Annotated in this window: 6 protein-coding genes; 3 read left to right on the top strand and 3 right to left on the bottom strand. The window is 72.5% G+C overall.

The genetic code is table 11. From position 1 onward, the window contains the following. Positions 1-53: 53 nt before the first annotated feature. A complete protein-coding gene (locus IE145_RS07615) occupies positions 54-2,246 on the top strand; it encodes a discoidin domain-containing protein (protein ID WP_189520111.1) in 2,193 nt (730 codons plus the stop codon). A gap of 262 nt (positions 2,247-2,508) precedes the next feature. Here IE145_RS07615 and eno read toward each other — a convergent pair whose 3' ends face one another. Then, positions 2,509-3,810, bottom strand: coding sequence for a phosphopyruvate hydratase (gene eno, locus IE145_RS07610; protein ID WP_189520109.1), 1,302 nt, complete (start codon positions 3,808-3,810; stop codon positions 2,509-2,511). Positions 3,811-4,009: 199 nt separating this feature from the next. On the opposite strand from eno, the gene IE145_RS07605 reads away from it, so the two are divergent. Beyond that, a complete protein-coding gene (locus tag IE145_RS07605; RefSeq protein WP_069735121.1) occupies positions 4,010-4,432 on the top strand; it encodes a MarR family winged helix-turn-helix transcriptional regulator in 423 nt (140 codons plus the stop codon). Positions 4,433-4,555: 123 nt separating this feature from the next. Continuing rightward, positions 4,556-5,647, top strand: a complete 1,092-nt coding sequence (locus IE145_RS07600) for an alpha/beta hydrolase-fold protein (RefSeq protein WP_189520107.1) — start codon at positions 4,556-4,558, stop codon at positions 5,645-5,647. 119 nt (positions 5,648-5,766) lie between these two features. Here the strand turns inward: IE145_RS07600 and IE145_RS07595 are convergent, their stop codons facing one another. Together IE145_RS07595 and IE145_RS07590 are read right to left on the bottom strand one after the other, a co-directional pair. After that, a complete protein-coding gene (locus IE145_RS07595; RefSeq protein ID WP_189520105.1) occupies positions 5,767-7,467 on the bottom strand; it encodes an ABC transporter ATP-binding protein in 1,701 nt (566 codons plus the stop codon). Between the two features lie 5 nt (positions 7,468-7,472). Then, a complete protein-coding gene (locus tag IE145_RS07590; protein ID WP_189520103.1) occupies positions 7,473-18,452 on the bottom strand; it encodes a non-ribosomal peptide synthetase in 10,980 nt (3,659 codons plus the stop codon).

Here is an 18,452-nt window from a genome sequence, read left to right as displayed (position 1 = left end):
ATGCGCCCGCAGCCGAACCGCCCTCGCCCACCTGACGTCTCAGGAGATCAAACATGTCCGTTGCCTTCGTCAGACCCTCGCGGCCTCCCGAGGCCGCATCGCGTCGACGGCGCACGCCGGCCCTCGTGGTCATCACCACCCTGGTCGCGACGCTGCTCGCGGCCGTGCAGGCGGCTCCGGCACAGGCCGCTCCGGTCCTGCTCTCCCAGGGCAGCGCGGTGACCGCCTCCAGCCAGGAGAACGGTGGCACCGCGGCGGGCAACGCCGTCGACGGGGACGGCGGTACCCGCTGGTCCAGCGCGTTCGCCGACCCCCAGTGGCTCCGGATCGACCTCGGTTCCCCGGCCGCTCTGAGCCGGGTCGAACTCGCCTGGGAGACCGCGCACGCCAAGAGCTACCGCATCGAGCTCTCGACCGACGGGAACGACTGGACGACCGCCTACAGCACCACCACGTCGGCGGGCGGCAACGAGACTCTGAACATCTCCGGGGACGCCCGTTACGTGCGGCTGACCGGCACCGAGCGTGCGACCGGATACGGCTACTCGCTCTGGGAGTTCAAGGTCTTCGGTACGCGGGACGGCGGCGGCGGTCCGGAGATTCCGGGCGGTGGCGACCTCGGTCCGAACGTCCATGTCTTCGACCCGTCGACGCCCGACATCCAGGGCAAGGTCGACGAGATCTTCAAGAAGCAGGAGTCCGCGCAGTTCGGCCTGGACCGCCACGCGCTGATGTTCAAGCCGGGCACGTACGACAACATCAAGGCGCAGATCGGCTTCTACACCCAGATCGCGGGTCTCGGCCTCAACCCGGACGACACCACGTTCAACGGTGATGTGACGGTCGACGCGGGCTGGTTCGACGGCAACGCGACGCAGAACTTCTGGCGTTCGGCGGAGAACCTGACCCTGAACCCGGTCTCCGGCACCAACCGCTGGGCGGTCTCCCAGGCGGCGCCGTTCCGCCGGATGCACGTCAAGGGAGGGCTCAACCTCGCGCCCGACGGCTACGGCTGGGCCAGCGGCGGCTACATCGCCGACTCCAAGATCGACGGCACGGTCGGCCCCTACTCCCAGCAGCAGTGGTACACCCGCGACAGCTCCGTCGGCGGCTGGACCAACGCCGTGTGGAACATGACGTTCTCCGGCGTCCAGGGCGCACCGGCGGCGAGCTACCCGACCCCGCCGTACACGACGCTCGACACCACTCCGATCTCGCGCGAGAAGCCGTTCCTCTACCTCGACGGCAACGACTACAAGGTCTTCGTCCCCGCGAAGCGCGTCAACGCGCGCGGTGTCTCGTGGGACGGCGGGACCCAGCCGGGCGAGTCGATCCCGCTGGAGCGCTTCTACGTCGTCAAGCAGGGCGCCACGGCCGCGACGATCAACGCCGCGCTGGCGCAGGGCCTCAACCTGCTGTTCACGCCCGGGGTTTACCACATCGACCGGACCATTGAAGTGAACCGGGCGAACACCGTCGTCCTCGGCCTCGGTCTGGCCACGATCATCCCGGACAACGGGGTGACCGCGATGAAGGTCGCCGATGTCGACGGGGTGAAGCTGGCGGGCTTCCTCATCGACGCGGGCCCCGTCAACTCCGAGACGCTGCTGGAGGTGGGGCCGCAGGGCGCGTCCGCCGACCACGCGGCGAACCCGACCTCGCTCCAGGACGTGTTCGTGCGGATCGGCGGGGCCGGTCCCGGCAAGGCGACCACCAGCATCGTCGTCAACAGCGACGACACGATCATCGACCACACCTGGGTGTGGCGCGCCGACCACGGTGAGGGCTGGGGCTGGGAGACCAACCGGGCCGACTACGGGGTCCGGGTGAACGGTGACGACGTCCTGGCGACCGGGCTGTTCGTGGAGCACTTCAACAAGTACGACGTGGAGTGGTACGGCGAGCGCGGCCGCACGATCTTCTTCCAGAACGAGAAGGCGTACGACGCCCCGAACCAGGAGGCGATCCAGAACGGCGACACGAAGGGCTACGCCGCCTACCGGGTCGACGATTCGGTCGAGCAGCACGAGGGCTGGGGCATGGGCAGCTACTGCTACTACAACGTCGACCCGACCATCGTGCAGCAACACGGCTTCAAGGCCCCGGTGAAGCCCGGCGTGAAGTTCCACAACCTGCTGGTCGTCTCGCTCGGGGGCAACGGCCAGTACCAGCACGTCATCAACAACGTCGGCTCGCCGACATCGGGAACGTCGACGATCCCGTCGACCGTCACCAACTTCCCCTAGGTCCTGTCGTCGGACTGCCGTCGTCACCCGTAGGGCGTCGCACGGCAGACGGCAGTTTGACGACAGGACCCGGGAGCGGGCCTGACAGGCCCGGACCCGGTGACCCGGGAGCGGTGGGCCGGTCCGGTGTCCGGCGGCCCGGACCGGCCCGCCGCGAACGGAGGGCGGCCTCCGGTGGACGTCACCGTCCGCCGGGGGCCGCCCGTCTGGCGTGGTCGGCCGGGCGGCACCCGGTGGTGCGCCCGGCCGGCCCGGGGACCCGTCAGGAACGGGACAGCAGCGCCCCGCCCGCGTACTGCGCGGAAGCGCCCAGCTCCTCCTCGATCCGGATCAGCTGGTTGTACTTGGCCGTGCGGTCGGAGCGGGACAGCGAGCCCGTCTTGATCTGGCCGCAGCCCGTCGCCACCGCCAGATCCGCGATGGTGGTGTCCTCCGTCTCGCCGGAGCGGTGGGACATCACGGCGCTCCAGCCCGCACGCCGGGCGGTGGCGACCGTGGCGAGCGCCTCGGTCAGGGTGCCGATCTGGTTGACCTTGACCAGGACCGAGTTGCCGACGCCGGTACGGATGCCCTCACGAACCTGCGCCTCGTCGGTGCAGAAGACGTCGTCGCCGGTGAGCTGGCAGCGGTGGCCGACGCGGGCGGTCAGCTCGCGCCAGCCGTCCAGGTCGTCCTCGGCCATCGGGTCCTCGATGGAGACGATCGGGTAGGCGTCGATCAGCTTGGCCAGGTAGTCCGCCTGTTCGGAGGGGGTACGGCGGACGCCCTCGCCCGTGTAGACGTACGCGCCGTCGCGGAAGAACTCCGACGACGCCGGGTCCATGATGAGGCCGATGTCCTCGCCGGGACGGTACCCGGTGCGTTCGACGGCGCTCAGGACGAAGTCGAGGGCCTCCTCGGCGGTGCGCAGCGCGGGGGCGAACCCGCCCTCGTCGCCGACGCCGGTGGCGTGACCGGCGGCGAGCAGGTCGCGGCGCAGGGTGTGGAAGATCTCCGAGCCCATCCTGACGGCTTCCGCGAAGGTCTTCGCCCCCACCGGCGCGATCATGAACTCCTGGAAGTCCAGCGGATTGTCGGCGTGGGCCCCGCCGTTGATGATGTTCATCATCGGCAGCGGCAGCAGACGGGCGTCGGCGCCACCGAGGTAGCGGTAGAGCGGCTGGCGGTGGGCCGCCGCGGCGGCCTTCGCGGCGGCGAGCGAAACCCCGAGGACGGCGTTCGCACCGAGCCGGGACTTGCCGGGTGTGCCGTCGAGCGCGACGAGCGCGGCGTCCAGGCCCGCCTGGTCGTCCGCGTCACGGCCCACGACGGCGTCCGCGATCTCCCCGTTGACGTGGCCGACCGCACGGTCGACCCCCTTGCCGTGCCACTGCCCCGCGTCCCCGTCGCGCAGTTCCACGGCTTCCCGGGCACCGGTGGAGGCACCGGAGGGGACGGCCGCGCGCCCGAGGGATCCGTCGGCGAGGCGGACGTCGACCTCGACGGTGGGATTGCCCCGGCTGTCGATGATCCGGCGGGCGGTGACGGACTGGATGGCGGTGGGCTCAGCTGTCGTGCGGGACATGCGAGGTCCTTCCGTAGTCACATGTCGCGGCACTGGTGCGACAGCGCCGGCGCGAGCCGCGACACAAAAAACTCTACAGCAATGCTGTTCAGATTGGCTGTTTAGCTTGGCTGTGCAGTTGTGCTGTCGAGTTTCACCGGACGCCTTCCGGGCCGACCACCTGGGCGGACGTGCCCGCGACCGCGGGTTAAAGTGCCCTATGCCCACCCCGGAACCCGCCACCGTCGCCGCCGACCTGCGCACCGCCATGGGCAAACTCGCGCGGCGGGTGAAGCAGGAGGACCGGATTCCGCACGGCCAGGTCGCGGTACTGGGTGTCCTCGACCGGGACGGGGCGATGACCACCAGCGACCTGGCCGCGGACCAGCGTGTACGGCCCCAGTCGATGGCCCGCGCGGTCGGCCTGCTGATGGAGCAGGGCCTCGTGGTCCGCCGGGCGCACCCGACGGACGGCCGCAAGTCGCTCGTCGACCTCTCCGAGGTGGGCCGGGCGGCGCTGAAGGCGGAGCGCGACCGGCGCGCGGACTGGCTGGCCCGGGCCATCGATCTCGAACTCAGCGCGGAGGAGCAGCGGCAGCTCGCGCACACCGTGGCCCTGATGGAGCGGCTCGCCGCGTACTGAGTCCGCCGCATTCCGCGTCAGATCCCCAACAGCGGTCCAGCGGCCTTGGGTTAGGCTCGCCTTACACAGGTGGAGCCCACCCTCGGCCTGCCCCTGCCCCTGCCTTCTCACAAGGAGACGTTCATGCCTCCCGTGGACGCCGAGAGCCCCTTCGCCGCCTTCGGTCTGCCGGGCCGCCCCGGCACCGACGCGTTCTGGGCGGCAGCGCGCACACCCGCCTCGGTGCCCGCCGAGGACGGCTGGCGGACCCTCTTCCTGTGGCGCGGCTCCGAGACCGTCCTCGACTTCGAGAGCTGGTCGCCGCCCGTGCCGCTGCGGCGCTGGGAGGACACCGACTGCTGGTACGCGGAGGTGTCCATGCCCGAGCGGCTGCGGGTGACCTACCGCGTCCTGGTGGCGGGCGAGGCCCATGCCGATCCGTTCAATCCGGTCGGTGCGGGGGCCGACCGTTCCGTCGCCGCGACGCCGGACGCCCCGCCCCAGCCGCACTGGCCCGCCCTCGGCCCGGACGATGTGCCGCCCCTCCCCCGGACCCGGATCCGCTGGAACAGCGAACGGCTCGGCGGGCGGCGTACCGTGCGGGTCCACCCGGTGGGCGGGGGCGGTCCGGTGGTGCTGCTGCTCGACGGGGACGACTGGCTGTTTCTGCACCCGGCCGCGACCGCCTTCGACGCGGCTTTCGAGGCGGGCGACCTGCCTCCGGTGACCCTGGTGTTCCTGCCGGCCAAGGACCGGGAGGCCGACTTCCTCTGCCGCCCGGAGCTGTGGGAGGCGGTCCGGGACGAGCTGCTGCCGCTGGTGGGCGACTGCGGTGTGCCGGCCGAGCCGGACCGGCTGGTGGTGGCCGGGCAGAGCCTGGGCGGGCTGAGCGCGCTGTACGCGGCACTGGAGTTCCCCGAGCTGGTCTCGCGGGTCGCCTGCCAGTCGGGGTCCTTCTGGTGGGCGCCCGGAGCCGTGGACCTGACGGATCCGCTGGGCGGGGCCCTCGGCGGCGCCGTCGCCGAGCGGCTGCGCCGGGGGGCCGACCTGTCGCGGCTGCGGTGCGCGTTCGACGTCGGCGAGCACGAGACGCGGATGCTGCCGCACTGCGAGCTGACCGAGACGCTGACCGAACAGGCAGGTGCGACCGTGCGGGTCTCGCGGTCCGCCTCGGACCACGACCGGGCGGGCTGGCGCCACGCCCTGCTCAGGGATGTCGCCTGGGCCCTGGGCTGAACCACGGGCAGGGACGGGCGGTGGCCGAGGCCCCGCCCTCACCCGTGGCTCAGCCCTACCGGCGGCCCCGCCCCCGCCCGTGGCTCAGCCCTACCGATGGCCCCGCCCCCGCCCATGGCTCACCGGGCCACCGCCAGGCAGTACGCCTCGTCCCCGGCGAGAAGGTTGCGGTGGGTGTCCTCAGCGGTGATGACGCCCCCGTCCAGGACGAGCACCCGGTCCGCCGCGTCCAGGAGCGCCGGACTGCTGGTCAGCACGAGCGTGGTGCGGCCCCGGCGCAGCTTGGCGACATTGCGCGCGATGAGCTGTTCGGTGACCGCGTCCACGGCCGTCGTGGGGTCGTGCAGGACGAGGATCTCGGTGTCGGCGGCCAACGCGCGTGCCAGGGAGAGCCGTTGGCGCTGACCGCCCGAGAGGTTCGCCCCCCGGTCGCGTACCACGTGGTCGAGCCCCTCGCGGTGGAGGGCGACGACGTCGGTGAGCATGGACGCCTCGACGGCCTCCGCGATCTCCCGCCCGCTGCCCGACGGGTCGATGTTCGTCCGGAGGGTGCCGGCGAAGATCTCCCCGTCGTACGGGTTCACCAGCAGGTGTTCGCGGACCGCCTCGACCGAAAGGCCGCCGATCTCCCGGCCGCCGACCCGGACCACTCCCCCGTACGCCTGCGGGGCGACGTTCACCGCGAGGACGGCGGCGAGCTCGGCCGCCGCACGCGGCTGGTAGGCGGCGATCGCCACGAACTCCCCCGCCGCGACGGTGAACTTGACCCCTTGGAGCGTGCCGTGGTGCACGCCGTCGACCTCCAGGGCCCCGCCCGGCTCGGGGCGTTCGGGCCCCGGCGTCGTCACCGGGGGCGCGTTCAGGACGAGGGCCATGCGCTCGGCCGAGGCGCGGGCCATCATCACGTACTTGGGCATCTCCGAGAACATCTTCAGCGGTTCCATGATGAACTGCGCGAGCCCCACGGCCATGACGAGTTCGCCGATGGTGATCCGGCCCTCGAACGCGAGCCAGCCGGCGGTCAGCGAGACGGCCGTGGCGAGGGCCGCGTTGAGCGCCAGCGCGGTGCCGGCGTAGGTGCCGTTCACCCGGGCGACGGTGATCGCCTGGCGTTTCGCGTCCGTGCTGACCTTGCGGTAGGCCCCGAAGGCGGCGTGGTTGCCGCCGAAGCCGTGCAGTGGGCGCAGCCCGATGATCAAGTCGGCGACCTTGGCGCCCGCCCGGGCCACCCGGGCCTGCTGTTCCTGCGTACTGGCCCCGATCCGCTTGGACATCACGGCGAGGACCGACAGGATCGCGGCGGTCCCCGCCATCACCAGCAGGCCGAGACGGAGGTCGGCGAGGCTCAGCGCGACAGCCGCGACCACGATGGCGACCAGGGAACTGATCAGCAGCGGCACCACCTCGATGATGTCGGCGGTCTGGTCGGCGTCCTCGGTGGCGATGGTCAGGATCTCGCCGGACTTGAGGTCCACGTCCCTGGCGACCGGCTGGAGTCCGCAGGCGGCCACCCGTACCCGCCAGCGGTGCGCCTCGGTCGTGTTGGCCTTCTGCAGCACGCGCATGCCGAACCGCCACGACAGGGACACCGTCGTGATGATCACGGCCAGCGAGCCGATCGAGACGCCGAGGGAGCCGAGGCTGCGGTCCTGCATCGTGTGCTCGACGATGAGGCCGAGCGCGATGGGGAACGCGGTCTCCGCCGCCTGGTACAGGCCCATCAGGACGGTGCCCGCGATCATGGCGCCGACGTTGCGGCGCAGTGCCGTCCGCAGGATCGCGGCCCCCGGGCGGGGCCGCGCGGTCTCAGGAGTCTTCATCAGGGTCAGGAGTTCTCGTCGAGGTGGTGGGCGATCGCTTCGGGGGTGCGCAGGGTGAACAGATCGCGGACGGTGATGACAGGACCGTACTCGCGGCGGAGCAGTCCGATCAGCCGCACCGCCAGCATGGAGTGCCCGCCGAGGGCCACGAAGTCGCTGACCGCGCTGACCTCGTCGTCGTCGAGGTCGAGTGCCTCGGCGTAGAACTCGCAGACGACACGCTCCGTCCCGGTCTCCGGGCCGCGCTCCCCCGCCGTGGTCAGGGCCCCCAGCGGCCTTGCCTCCGGCAGCGCCTTGGTGTCGGCCTTCCCGTTCACGGTGAGCGGGATGGCGTCGACCCGGGCGTAGTGCGTCGGGCGCAGGAAGTCCGGCAGCCCGGCGCCCACCTCGTGCGCGACCTGTGCGAGGTCGGCGGTGCCGGTGAGGACGAGATAGGCGGCCAGCCGGTACGCGCCGTCGACCCCCGGGTCGGGCTGGGCGACGGCGGCGACGAAGCGCACCGCCGGGTGTGCGGCGAACACCGCTTCGACCTCGCCGAGTTCGACCCGGTGGCCGCGGATCTTGACCTGCTGGTCGGTGCGGCCGAGGTAGGCGATGTTCCCGTCGGGCCGGCGGATCACCAGGTCCCCGGTGCGGTACATGCGCTCCCCGGGTGCGCCGAACGGGCAGGCGACGAAGCGGTGCGCGGTCTGGGCGCTGCGGCCCAGGTAGCCGCGGGCGATGCCGATGCCGGACACGTACAGCTCGCCGGGGACGCCGTCGGGCAGCGGTCGCAGCCAGGGGTCCAGGACGTACACCTCGGTGTTGTCGATGGCGACGCCGACGACCGGGTCCTGGCACTCGAAGGTGCCGACGCCGAGGGTGTTGATGGTGTACTCGGTGGGCCCGTAGAGGTTGTAGCCGACGGTGCCCTCGGTCTCGGCGAGGCGCTGCCACAGCGTCGGGGTGACGGCCTCGCCGCCCAGCAGAACGAGTGCGGGGCGCCGTTCGGGGTCCTCCAGCAGCCCTTCGGCCACCAACTGCTGGGCGTAGGTGGGCGTCACGTTGACGACGTCGATCCCGTGCCGCAGGCAGTAGTCGACGAGACGAGGTGCGTCGCGGCGCAACTCCTCGTCGCAGATGTGGACTTCGTGGCCGTCGGCGAGCCACAGCAGCTCCTCCCACGACATGTCGAAGGCGAACGACACGGTGTGCGCGATGCGGAAGGTGCGGTGGCCGTGCTCGGCGAGGACCGGCTCGAAGATGCGGCGCTGATGGTTGATCAGCATGTTCGTCAGACCCGCGTATTCGGTCACCACGCCCTTGGGCTTCCCGGTCGATCCTGAGGTGTAGATGGTGTACGCGGGGTGGCGCAGCCGGTCCGGGTCGTCCGGCGCGAACGTCGTGTACGGCTCGGCCTCCGGCAACGGGCGGTCCAGTTCGATGAGTTCGCCGGAGAGCCGGGGTGACACCGCGCTCACGGTGAGGATCACCTCGGGCCGGGCGTCCTCGACGATCGCGGCGATCCGCTCGTCGGGGTGGTCCAGCTCCAGCGGTACGTACGCGGCCCCGACCCGCAACACCGCGAACAGGGCGGCGATCCAGTCGAGGGAGCGCGGGATCGCCAGGCCGACCGTCGTCTCGGGCCCGATGCCCCGCGCGGCCAGGACGCCCGCCACGGCACGGCTGCGCTCCTGGAGTTCGGCGAAGGTCAGGGTCGCGCCGCCGGAGACGAGGGCGGTCCGGTCCGGGGCGCGGTCGGCCGCCAGGTCGAAGCGGTCGACGACGGTGTCGGTGCCGACCTCGGTGCGCGCGGCGGGTACGGGGTCCGGGCCGAGTCCGGGCAGCGCGCCCACCGGGCCGTCGGTGGCCCCGGCCAGGTCCTCCAGGACGCGCAGGTAGTCGTCGAGGAGGCGGCGGGCGTCGTGGGCGTCGCCGTGGCGGTGCTCCAGCTTGACCGTGAGCCGGTCGCCGGGCGTCACGACCCAGGTGTAGGGGTAGTGGGTGGAGTCGTCGGCCTGGACCTCGGTGATGCCGTGGCGGGCGTTCATCTCGGCGAACGCGTCCAGGTCCAGGAAGTTCTGGAGCACGAACAGGTTGTCGAACAGGGTGTCGTGCCCGGCGGCCCGCTGGATCTCGCCGAGGCCGAGGTGCTCGTGGTCCATCGCCGCGACGCGCGCCGCCTGGACGGAGGACAGGTAGGCGTCGACCGAGTCCTCGGGCCTGGCCCGCGTCCAGAGGGGGACGGTGTTGAGGAGTACGCCGACGATGTCGCCGTGCCCTTCGCCCTCGCGTCCCGAGACGGTGACGCCGAACACGGCGTCGCTGCGGCCGGTACGGGCTCCGAGGAGAAGGCCGAAGGCCCCGGTCAGCACCGAGTTGAGCGTGACGCCCCGGGCGCGGGCCGCCTCGCGCAACGATGTGGACAACGCGGCGGAGAGGGTGTGCACGAGCGGTTGCGGCAGCGCGTCGGCCAGGTCCGGGGCCGGTCCGGCGAGGAGCGTCGGCCCCGGCAGACCTGCCAGGTGCTCCGCCCAGAAGCGCTCCGCCACGGCCGGGTCCTTGGCGGCCAGCTCCCGGGCGTACTCCTCGAAGCCGGGTACGGCGGGCGTCGCGTCCCACGGTTCGCCGGCGACGACGGCCTCGTACGCCTCGAACAGGTCGCGCAGCAGGATCTCGCGGGACCAGCCGTCCCAGAGCAGCAGGTGGTAGCTGAGCAGCAGGCCGTCGTGGCCGCCGGGCAGCCGGACCACGGTCATCCGGACGAGCGGCGGCTCCGCCGGGTCGAAGCCCTGTTCGCGGTCCCGGGTGCGCAGCGCCGCCACCTCGGCGTCGTTGGCCAGGTCCAGTGTGCGGACGGGGACGCGGCGGCCCGCCTTCAGGACCTGGACCGGGTTTCCGTCCGGGTCGGTGGTGAAGCCCGCTCCGACGACGGGGTGGCGGCCGATGACGTACGCCATCGCCTCGGCCAGCGCGTCGGGGTCCAGGCGGCGGTCGAAGGCGAACCAGCTCTGGGCGACATAGTGCCCGGCCGTGCCCCCCGCTCCGGTGCCCGCCGTCTCCGCGCCTGTACCCGGGTCCGCGCCCGCCAGCTGGGCCTGGAAGTACAGGCCGCGCTGGAGCGGGGTGACGGGCGCGGTGCGCTCGGCCGTCGCGGACGCCTCCGCGATCCGTTCCAGAGCCGTCAGCCAGTGGTCGGTGATCGCGTCGGGGACGGCGTCGGCGAGGGTGAAGGCGGCGTGGAGGGAGCCGGTGGTCTCGTCGGTCCAGGCGTTGACCTCGACCGCGTAGGGGCTGTCGCCCCGGTCGGCGCCGGTGATGCGCAGGGCCTCGGATTCGCCGCCCCGGCCCAGGTAGTTGAACAGCACCTGCGGCCGGGCGGTCAGCAGCGGGGCCGTCTGCGGGTTGAGGTAGCGGAGCCGGCCATAGGCCATGTGCCCGTCCTCGTCCGGCTGGCGTTCGTCGAGTTCGCGGGCCGCGGCGACGGGGTCGGTGTGGGCGCTCAGGCGTACGGGGGCGATGGAGGTGAACCAGCCGACGGTGCGGGAGTAGTCGTGGTCGTCCCGGGCCGGAACGCGGCCGTGCCGCTCCAGGTCCAGGGCGAGGTCGGTGGGCTCGGTCTGGATCCGGGTCAGCGCGGTGCGCAGGGCACCGCAGAGCAGCTCGGTGAGGCCGAGGCCGAGCGCGCCGGGCGCGTCGCGGGTCACCCGGTAGCTCAGGCCGGGCGGCAGGACGACGGTGGTCTCGCGGGCGCCTCGGACCGTGGGCACGAGTGCCGGGGCCCCCAGGGTGGTGAGCCAGTGGCCGAGGCCGTCGGTCTCCTCGGCGGACCGCAGGGCCAGCGCCTCGGCGTACGCGGCGTAGGAGGTGGTCGGCGGCAGGGCGGGGCGGTCGCTCAGGGCGGTGGTCAGGTCGTCGAGGAGGACGAGCCAGGACACCGCGTCCACGGCGATGTGGTGGACGGTGACGACCAGGGTGCGGCTTGCCGGGAGCCAGGAGAACGCGATGACGTCCCCGGTGGAGGGGTCGAGCCGCCCGGCCGCCTCGTTGGCGGCGGCGGTCGCGTCGGCGGTGTGCTCGGTGACGACGGAGGCCGCGCGGGCGGGTTCGGTGCGCAGGGACCAGACGCCGTGCTCGATGTGGAGGCGCAGCCTCAGGGCCGGGTGTACGGCCACCACGGCGTCGGCGGCGCGCCGGATGTCCGCGGGGCCGGTGGCGGCGGGGACGGTGACAGCCCTGGCTTGCGCGAACCGGGTGAGCGAGCCGCCGAGTTCGCGCTGGCGCAGGATGATCGGAGTGAGGGGCAGGGGGCCGTCCTCGCGGTGGGAGGGTGTCGACGGCTCGGGGGCCGGGGCGCGCGTCGCGAGGTGGCCCGCGAGGGCGCGCGGCGTCTTGAACAGGAACACGTCCCGGGGTGCGATCGGCAGGCCGAGTGCCCGGGCGCGGTTGATCACGGCGATGGCGACGATGCTGTCGCCTCCCGCGCCGAAGAAGTCGGTGTCGGCGTCGACGGTGGCGCCGGGCAGGGTCTCGGCGAAGATGCCGGTCAGTGCAGCAACCGCGGAGTCACCGGTGCGTGCGGAGTCGTCCGGGCGCCGCGAGGTCGCGTGCGGGGTGTCGTCCTGCTGTGCCGCCCGCTCGGTCAGCGCCTTGCGGTCCAGCTTGCCGTTGACGGTCAGCGGCAGTGCGTCGATCGTCAGGATCCGGCCCGGCACCATGTGCGCGGGGAGCTTGGCGGCGAGCAGGGCGGAGAGGTCGGCGGGCGGCTTCCCGACGACATGGGCGACGAGGTGGTCGCCGCGCTCCGCCACGGTGACGGCCACGTCGACGACACCGGCCACCTCCCGTGCCACGCGCTCGACTTCGCCCAGTTCGATACGGAAGCCCTTCACCTGCACCTGGTCGTCGGCGCGGCCCGCGAACTCCAGCTCGCCGTCGAGCGTCCGGCGGGCGAGGTCGCCCGTGTGGTACATCCGGGAGCCGTCGGCGGCGAACGGGTTCGCCACGAAGCGCGCTGCGGTGAGCTCGGGACGGCCCAGATAGCCGAGGGACACCTGGTCGCCCGCGACGTAGATCGCGCCCACCCGGCCCGGCGGCACCGGCCGCAGCCGGTCGTCGAGCAGATGGACGGTCAGGCCCGGGATCGGCCCGCCGATGGGGCTGGTGTCGCCGTCGCGGCCGAAGTCCTCGTCCGTCAGCACCCGGTGGGTCACATGGACGGTGGTCTCGGTGATGCCGTACATGTTGACCAGCTCGGGCGCACGGGTGCCGTGCCGCTCGACCCAGCCGCGCAGCCGCCCGAGGTCGAGTGCCTCGCCGCCGAAGACGATGCGGCGCAGCGCCGTGACCGGTTCGCCGGCGTGCAGGTCGGCCTCGATGAACTGGTGGAAGGCGGACGGGGTCTGGTTGAGCACGGTCACGCGGCGTTCGCGGACGAGCCGGTGGAAGTCGACCGGTGAGCGGGTCAAGGCGTACTCGGGGACGAGCAGTTCGCCTCCGTGGACCAGGGCGCCCCACAGCTCCCAGACGGCGAAGTCGAAAGAGAAGGAGTGGAACTGGACCCAGACGTCGTCGGGCCCGAAGTCCATGTCCGGCCGGGTGTTGGCGAGAAGGGTCGCCACCGCGGAGTGCGGGACGACGACGCCCTTGGGCCGTCCGGTCGAACCCGAGGTGTAGATGACGTACACCGGGTCCCCCGGGCGGACGTCGGGCGCGGCGGGTCCGGCGGCCCGCGGAAGGTCCTCGCCCTGGACGAGCACGCGGGCCGCCACTGCGGCCTTCTCCAGCAGCCGGGTGAACCGGCCCCGCTGTTCCCGGTCCACGAGGACGACCTGCGGGGCGGCGTCGGCGAGGATGTACTCCAGCCGCTCGTCCGGATAGGCCAGGTCCAGCGGTACGTACGCGCCTCCGGCGGTGACGACGGCGACCAGGGCGACGACCTGTTCCAGGGAGCGGGGGACGGCGACGGCGACCCGTAGTCCGGGGCGGACCCCGGCCGCGCGCAGGGCGGATGCCAACGCCTCTTTCTCCGAGGCCAGTTCGCCGTAGGAGAGGGAGCGGGTGGTGCCGTCCAGTGCGCACTGGGTGACGGCGGTGGCCGCCGGGTCGCGACGCGCGGCGGCGTCGAACAACTCGCCCAGGGTGGCCGGGGCCTCCCGCACCGGAGCCCCGTCCGGCGCGGGGAGCAACGCGTCGACCGGTGCGTCCGGGCGGTCGAGCAGTTCGGTGAGGGTCCGGGTGAACGTGGCGAGGATCGCCTCGGCGCTCGCAGCGCGCAGGAGTTCGCCGTCGTAGATCAGGTTGAAGCGCGGCCGGCCGTCCTGTGCGCGCTCGACGACGAGCGTCAACGGGTAGTGCGGTGCGCCCTCGTTGACGATGCCGGTGATGACGAGGGTGTCGTCGGGTCCGCGCAGGGCGGCCACATCGGTGGCGACGTCGAAGACGACGAGGGTGTCGAAGAGGGTGCCCGTGCCGCTCTGCCGGCCGGTCCGGGCCAGTGAGACGTGCTGGTGCGGCAGGACCGCTCCCTGGTGCCGCTTCACGGCGTCCAGCAGGTCGTACGCCGTGTCGGTTGCGGTCCAACGGGCGCGCACGGGGATGGTGTTGATGAAGAGACCCACCATGTCGCGGATGCCGGGGACGTCGGCGTCGCGTCCGGAGACGGTGGAGCCGAAGACGACGTCCCTGCTGTGCAGCAGCCCGCCCAGGGTCGCCGCCCACGCGCTGTGCACGGCCACGCTCAGGGAGACCCCGGCGGTGCGGGCGGCCACGTCGACGTCCTCGGCGGGCTCCGCCGTGACGTCGGCGAACCGCCCGGAGGGGATGTGGCCCTCGGCGACCAGGGAGGGGCCGGGCAGTCCGGCGAGCTCCTCGCGCCACACCCGGTCGCTCTCGTCCTGGTCGCGCGCGGCGAGCCACTCCACGTAGTCGCGGTAGCCGCCGAGCGCGTACACCGAACCCGGTGCGTGGTACTCGGCCAGCAGGGTGCGCAGCATCGGCGGCACCGACCAGCCGTCCGCGATGATGTGGTGCACGGTCTGGACGAGGACCCGGCGGCCCGTGGCGGCGGGGATCAGCGTGTAGCGCATCAGGGGCCCGGTGGCGAGGTCGAACCCGGCCCGGCGGTCCCGCTCGGCGAGTTCGCGGATCTCCTCGTCGGTGCGGCCGGGGCCGTCCAGGGTGGTGAAGGGCGCACTCCTGCCGTTCTCGACGACGGAGACGACCCGGCCGTCCGCGAGGGCCGTGAAGCGGGCGGCCAGGTTGGGGTAGAGGGTGAGCAGCCGGGTGGCCGCCGCCGCCAGCCGGTCGGCGTCCACGTCGCCGTCCAGCGTCATCACCTGCTGCTCGACATAGCTGCCCGTGGCGTCGTCGTCGAAGACGGAGTGGAAGTAGAGGCCCTCCTGAAGCGGGGTCAGCGGCAGGATGTCGCGCAGCGCCGGGCCGTCCAGCGCGTCCACGTCGGCCTGCGTCAGCGACACGAGCGGGAAGTCGCTGGGCGTGTGGCCACCGTCCTCGATCGCGGCGAGTGCGGTGAGGGCCGAGCGGAAGTGGTCGCCGAGAGTGGTGATGTCGTCCTCGGTGAACACGCCTTCCGGCCAGGAGATGGTGGTGACCAGCTCATACGCGCCGCTCGCGTCGGGTTCGGCGATCGCGTTGAACTCCAGGGCGCGCGGCAGCCGCATGCGGGGATCACGCCTCTCGCCCAACTGCCCGGTGGTCCCCGCGAGCTGCCATTCGCCCGGGCCGCCCGCGTCGAAGCGGCCCAGGTAGTTGAAGAGCACCTGGGGTGCGGGGGCGCCGGCCGGTCCGTCGCCGGTCAGGTAGCGCAGGGCCCCGTAGGAGAGGCCGCCTGCCGGTACGCGGGCGAGGTCTTCCTTGACCGCCTTGAGAGCGGCCACGAGGTAGTCGGGCGCGGTGAGGTCGCTCGCCGTTCCGGGGTCCACGGTGACCGGGAAGAGAGTGGTGAACCAGCCGACGGTGCGCGACAGTTCGGGTTCGAATCCGGCCGCGGGCGCGACGAACCGGCTCTCGCGGCCGTGCCCTTCCAGTTCGATGTGGGCGACGGTTTGGTCCTGGCCCCGGTCGCGTCGCCATCGGGCGAGGGCGACGGCGAGGGCGGTCAGCAGGACGTCGTTGACACCCGCGTGGAACTTGGCGGGGATCTCCCCGAGCAGCGCCGCCGTGGTGACGGGGTCGACCGCGACGCTCCGGGTCCGTTCGCGGGCCACGGTGTCGTCCGCGGTGAGGGCCCGCCTGCCGATCGGCGCGTCGGCGGCGGGGATCGCGGTGGCGTGGTACGTACGGTCCGCGTCGAAGGGCGTACGGCCCAGGAGCTGGGTCCAGCGCCTGAACGACGTTCCCACCGGAGGCAGTTCGATGGCTTCGTTCGCCGAGTGCTGTCGCCAGGCGGTGGCCAGGTCGTCCATCAAGATGCGCCAGGACACACCGTCGACGACCACGTGGTGGGCGACCAGGACGAGTTGGTGTGCCGCGCGGCGCCAGACGGCGCGCAGCATGATGCCGTGGTCCGGGTCGAGCGCGGCGGTCGCGAGGGCGACGCACTCCTCGACCGGGGCGTCGCTCTGCTCCCAGCAGCGGGCGGTCGCACCGGCCTCGGGGATGTCGAAGCCCCAGCGCTCGCCGCGCACCAGCCGGGCCCGGAGCATGTCGTGCCGGGTGAGCACGGCGGCGAGGATGCCGTCGAGGGCGTCGGGGGTCAGCTCGGCCGGGGCCGTGAGGACGACCGACTGCACGAAGCCGTCGATGGCGTCGGTGGTCTCGCCGAGCCACTGCACGATGGGGGAACCGACGACGGTGCCGGTGGCGACGTCTCCGTGGTCCACGGCGGCGACGGACTCCCGGCTCGCCACCGCCGCCAGTGCCCCGACGACGGTGTGGGCGAAGATCTGGCGTGCGGTGACATGGAGGTCCGCCTCGCGCAGGGCGCTGAGCAGGGAGATCGCCAGGATGCTGTCGCCGCCGAGCTGGAAGAAGTCCTGGTCCGTGCCGACGGCGTCCAGGCGCAGCACTGCGGCGACGGCCTCGCACACCAGCCGTTCGTTCTCGGTGGTGGGCGCTTGGAGGCCGCCGGTGTCCGTGGTGGGCTCGGGCAGCGCGTTCCGGTCGACCTTGCCGTTGGCGGTGAGCGGGAACTCCGGCAGGACGACGACATGGGCCGGCACCATGTACTCGACCATGTTCGCCCCGGCCCACGCCCTGACGTCGTCGGCGCTCAGGTCCTCGTGTCCGCCCGCCGGGATGACGTAGCCGGCCAGGTAGGTGCCGCCCGCCGTGTTCTTCCTCGCGACGACACAGGTGTGCCGTACGGCGGGGTGCTCGGCGAGGCCCGCCTCGACGTCCTCCAGCTCCAGCCGCATGCCCCGGATCTTGATCTGGTTGTCGGCCCGGCCGAGGAAGTCCAGCGATCCGTCCGGGGCGTACCGGGCCAGGTCGCCGGTGCGGTAGAGCCGGGAGCCGTCGGCGGCGAAGGGGTTGGCGACGAAGCGGGAGGCGGTGAGGCCGGGCGCGCCCACGTAACCGCGCCCCAGCAGGAGTCCTCCGACGTACAGTTCGCCGCCGACGCCGACCGGGACGGGGCGCAGTTCGTCGTCGAGGACGTAGAGCTGGGTGTTGGGGTTGGCCTTGCCGATCGATGTCGACAGACGTGTCGCGGCTCCCCGGTAGATGACGTGGGAGACGCCGATGGTCGTCTCGGCGGGGCCGTAGCCGTGGTAGAGCGGGATGTCGAGGCGGGTGCGGAAGCGTTCGTACAGCTCCGGGGTGAGGACCTCGCCGCCGCACCAGACGTGTCGGAGGCTGTCGAGGCGGCCGGAGTCGCCCACGATCTCCAGGAGGACGTCCAGCATGGAGGAGACCAGGTAGGTGAAGGTGACGCGCTGTTCGGCGATGACGCCGAGGAGGTGGTGCGGGTCGCGTTCGCCGCCGGGCCGCAGGACGACGAGCCGGCCGCCGGTGGTGAGCGGCAGGAGGATCTCGTTGACGGAGATGTCGAAGGAGAGCGGGGCCTTGAAGAGCGAGGCGTCGTCGTGGCCGAAACGGAGGATCTCGCGGGACTGCCAGAGCAGGCGCTCGCTGATCGCCTCGTGCCGGATCATGGCGCCCTTGGGACGCCCGGTCGAACCGGACGTGAAGATGACGTAGGCCAGTGAGTCGCCGGGGACGGTTACGTCGGGCGCGTCCGTCGGGCGGTCGCCGTACTTCCAGTCGCCGAGGTCGACGGCGACTGCGTCCGGTTCTGCGGCGTCGGCCTTGCCCGTGGCGTTGAGCTGGAGGACGATCCGGGCGTCCTCGGCGACGACGGACCGGCGGGCGGCGGGCCATCGGGGGTCGAGGGGGACGAAGGCGCCCCCGGCCCGGAGCACGGCGAGGAGGCCGACGACCATCTCGGCGGAGCGGTCGAGCGAGATGCCGACGACCTGTTCGGGGCCGAGGCCGCGCTCGATCAGGTGGTGGGCCAACTGGGCGGAGAGCCGGGATGTTTCGCGGTACGTCAGTGAGCGGTGCTCGTCGACGATCGCGACGGCGTCCGGCCGCAGGCGGGCCTGCTCGGCGAACTGTTCCATGACGGTCGGGCGGGGCCGGTCGGCCCGGGTGTCGTTCCACCGGGCCAGCTGCTCGGCCCGGTGGACCGGGTCGGACGGGCCGATGGTGCCGAGGGTCCGGTCCGGGAAGTCGGCCAGGTCGTCCAGGGTCCGCCGGGCCTCGGCACGGTCGACGCCGGGCGGCACGGTCATGTCAAGGGTCCGGGTGTCGGTCTCCCGGCCCCGGGTGCCGCCGGTGCCGTTGTCGAGCCTGCCCAGGAGGTCGGGGAAGGGGGTGGCGGGGGTGAGGTCCATGCCGTCCGGGCTCTTGCCGGTCGCCCAGTACGCGAGGGCGACGGCGCACGCCTCGACGACGGCCCGTTCGCTGTGGTCGCCGATCCGCCGGCGTACGGCGGCCAGTTGAGTGGGGGAAAGCCGTATGCGAGAAGCGCCCGGTTCCGACAT

Origin of the sequence: Streptomyces sindenensis (genome assembly GCF_014649035.1) — a bacterium.
GTDB lineage: Bacteria > Actinomycetota > Actinomycetes > Streptomycetales > Streptomycetaceae > Streptomyces > Streptomyces sindenensis.
Note: the sequence above shows the minus strand (reverse complement) of the source record. Positions and strands in the feature narration are given on the sequence as shown.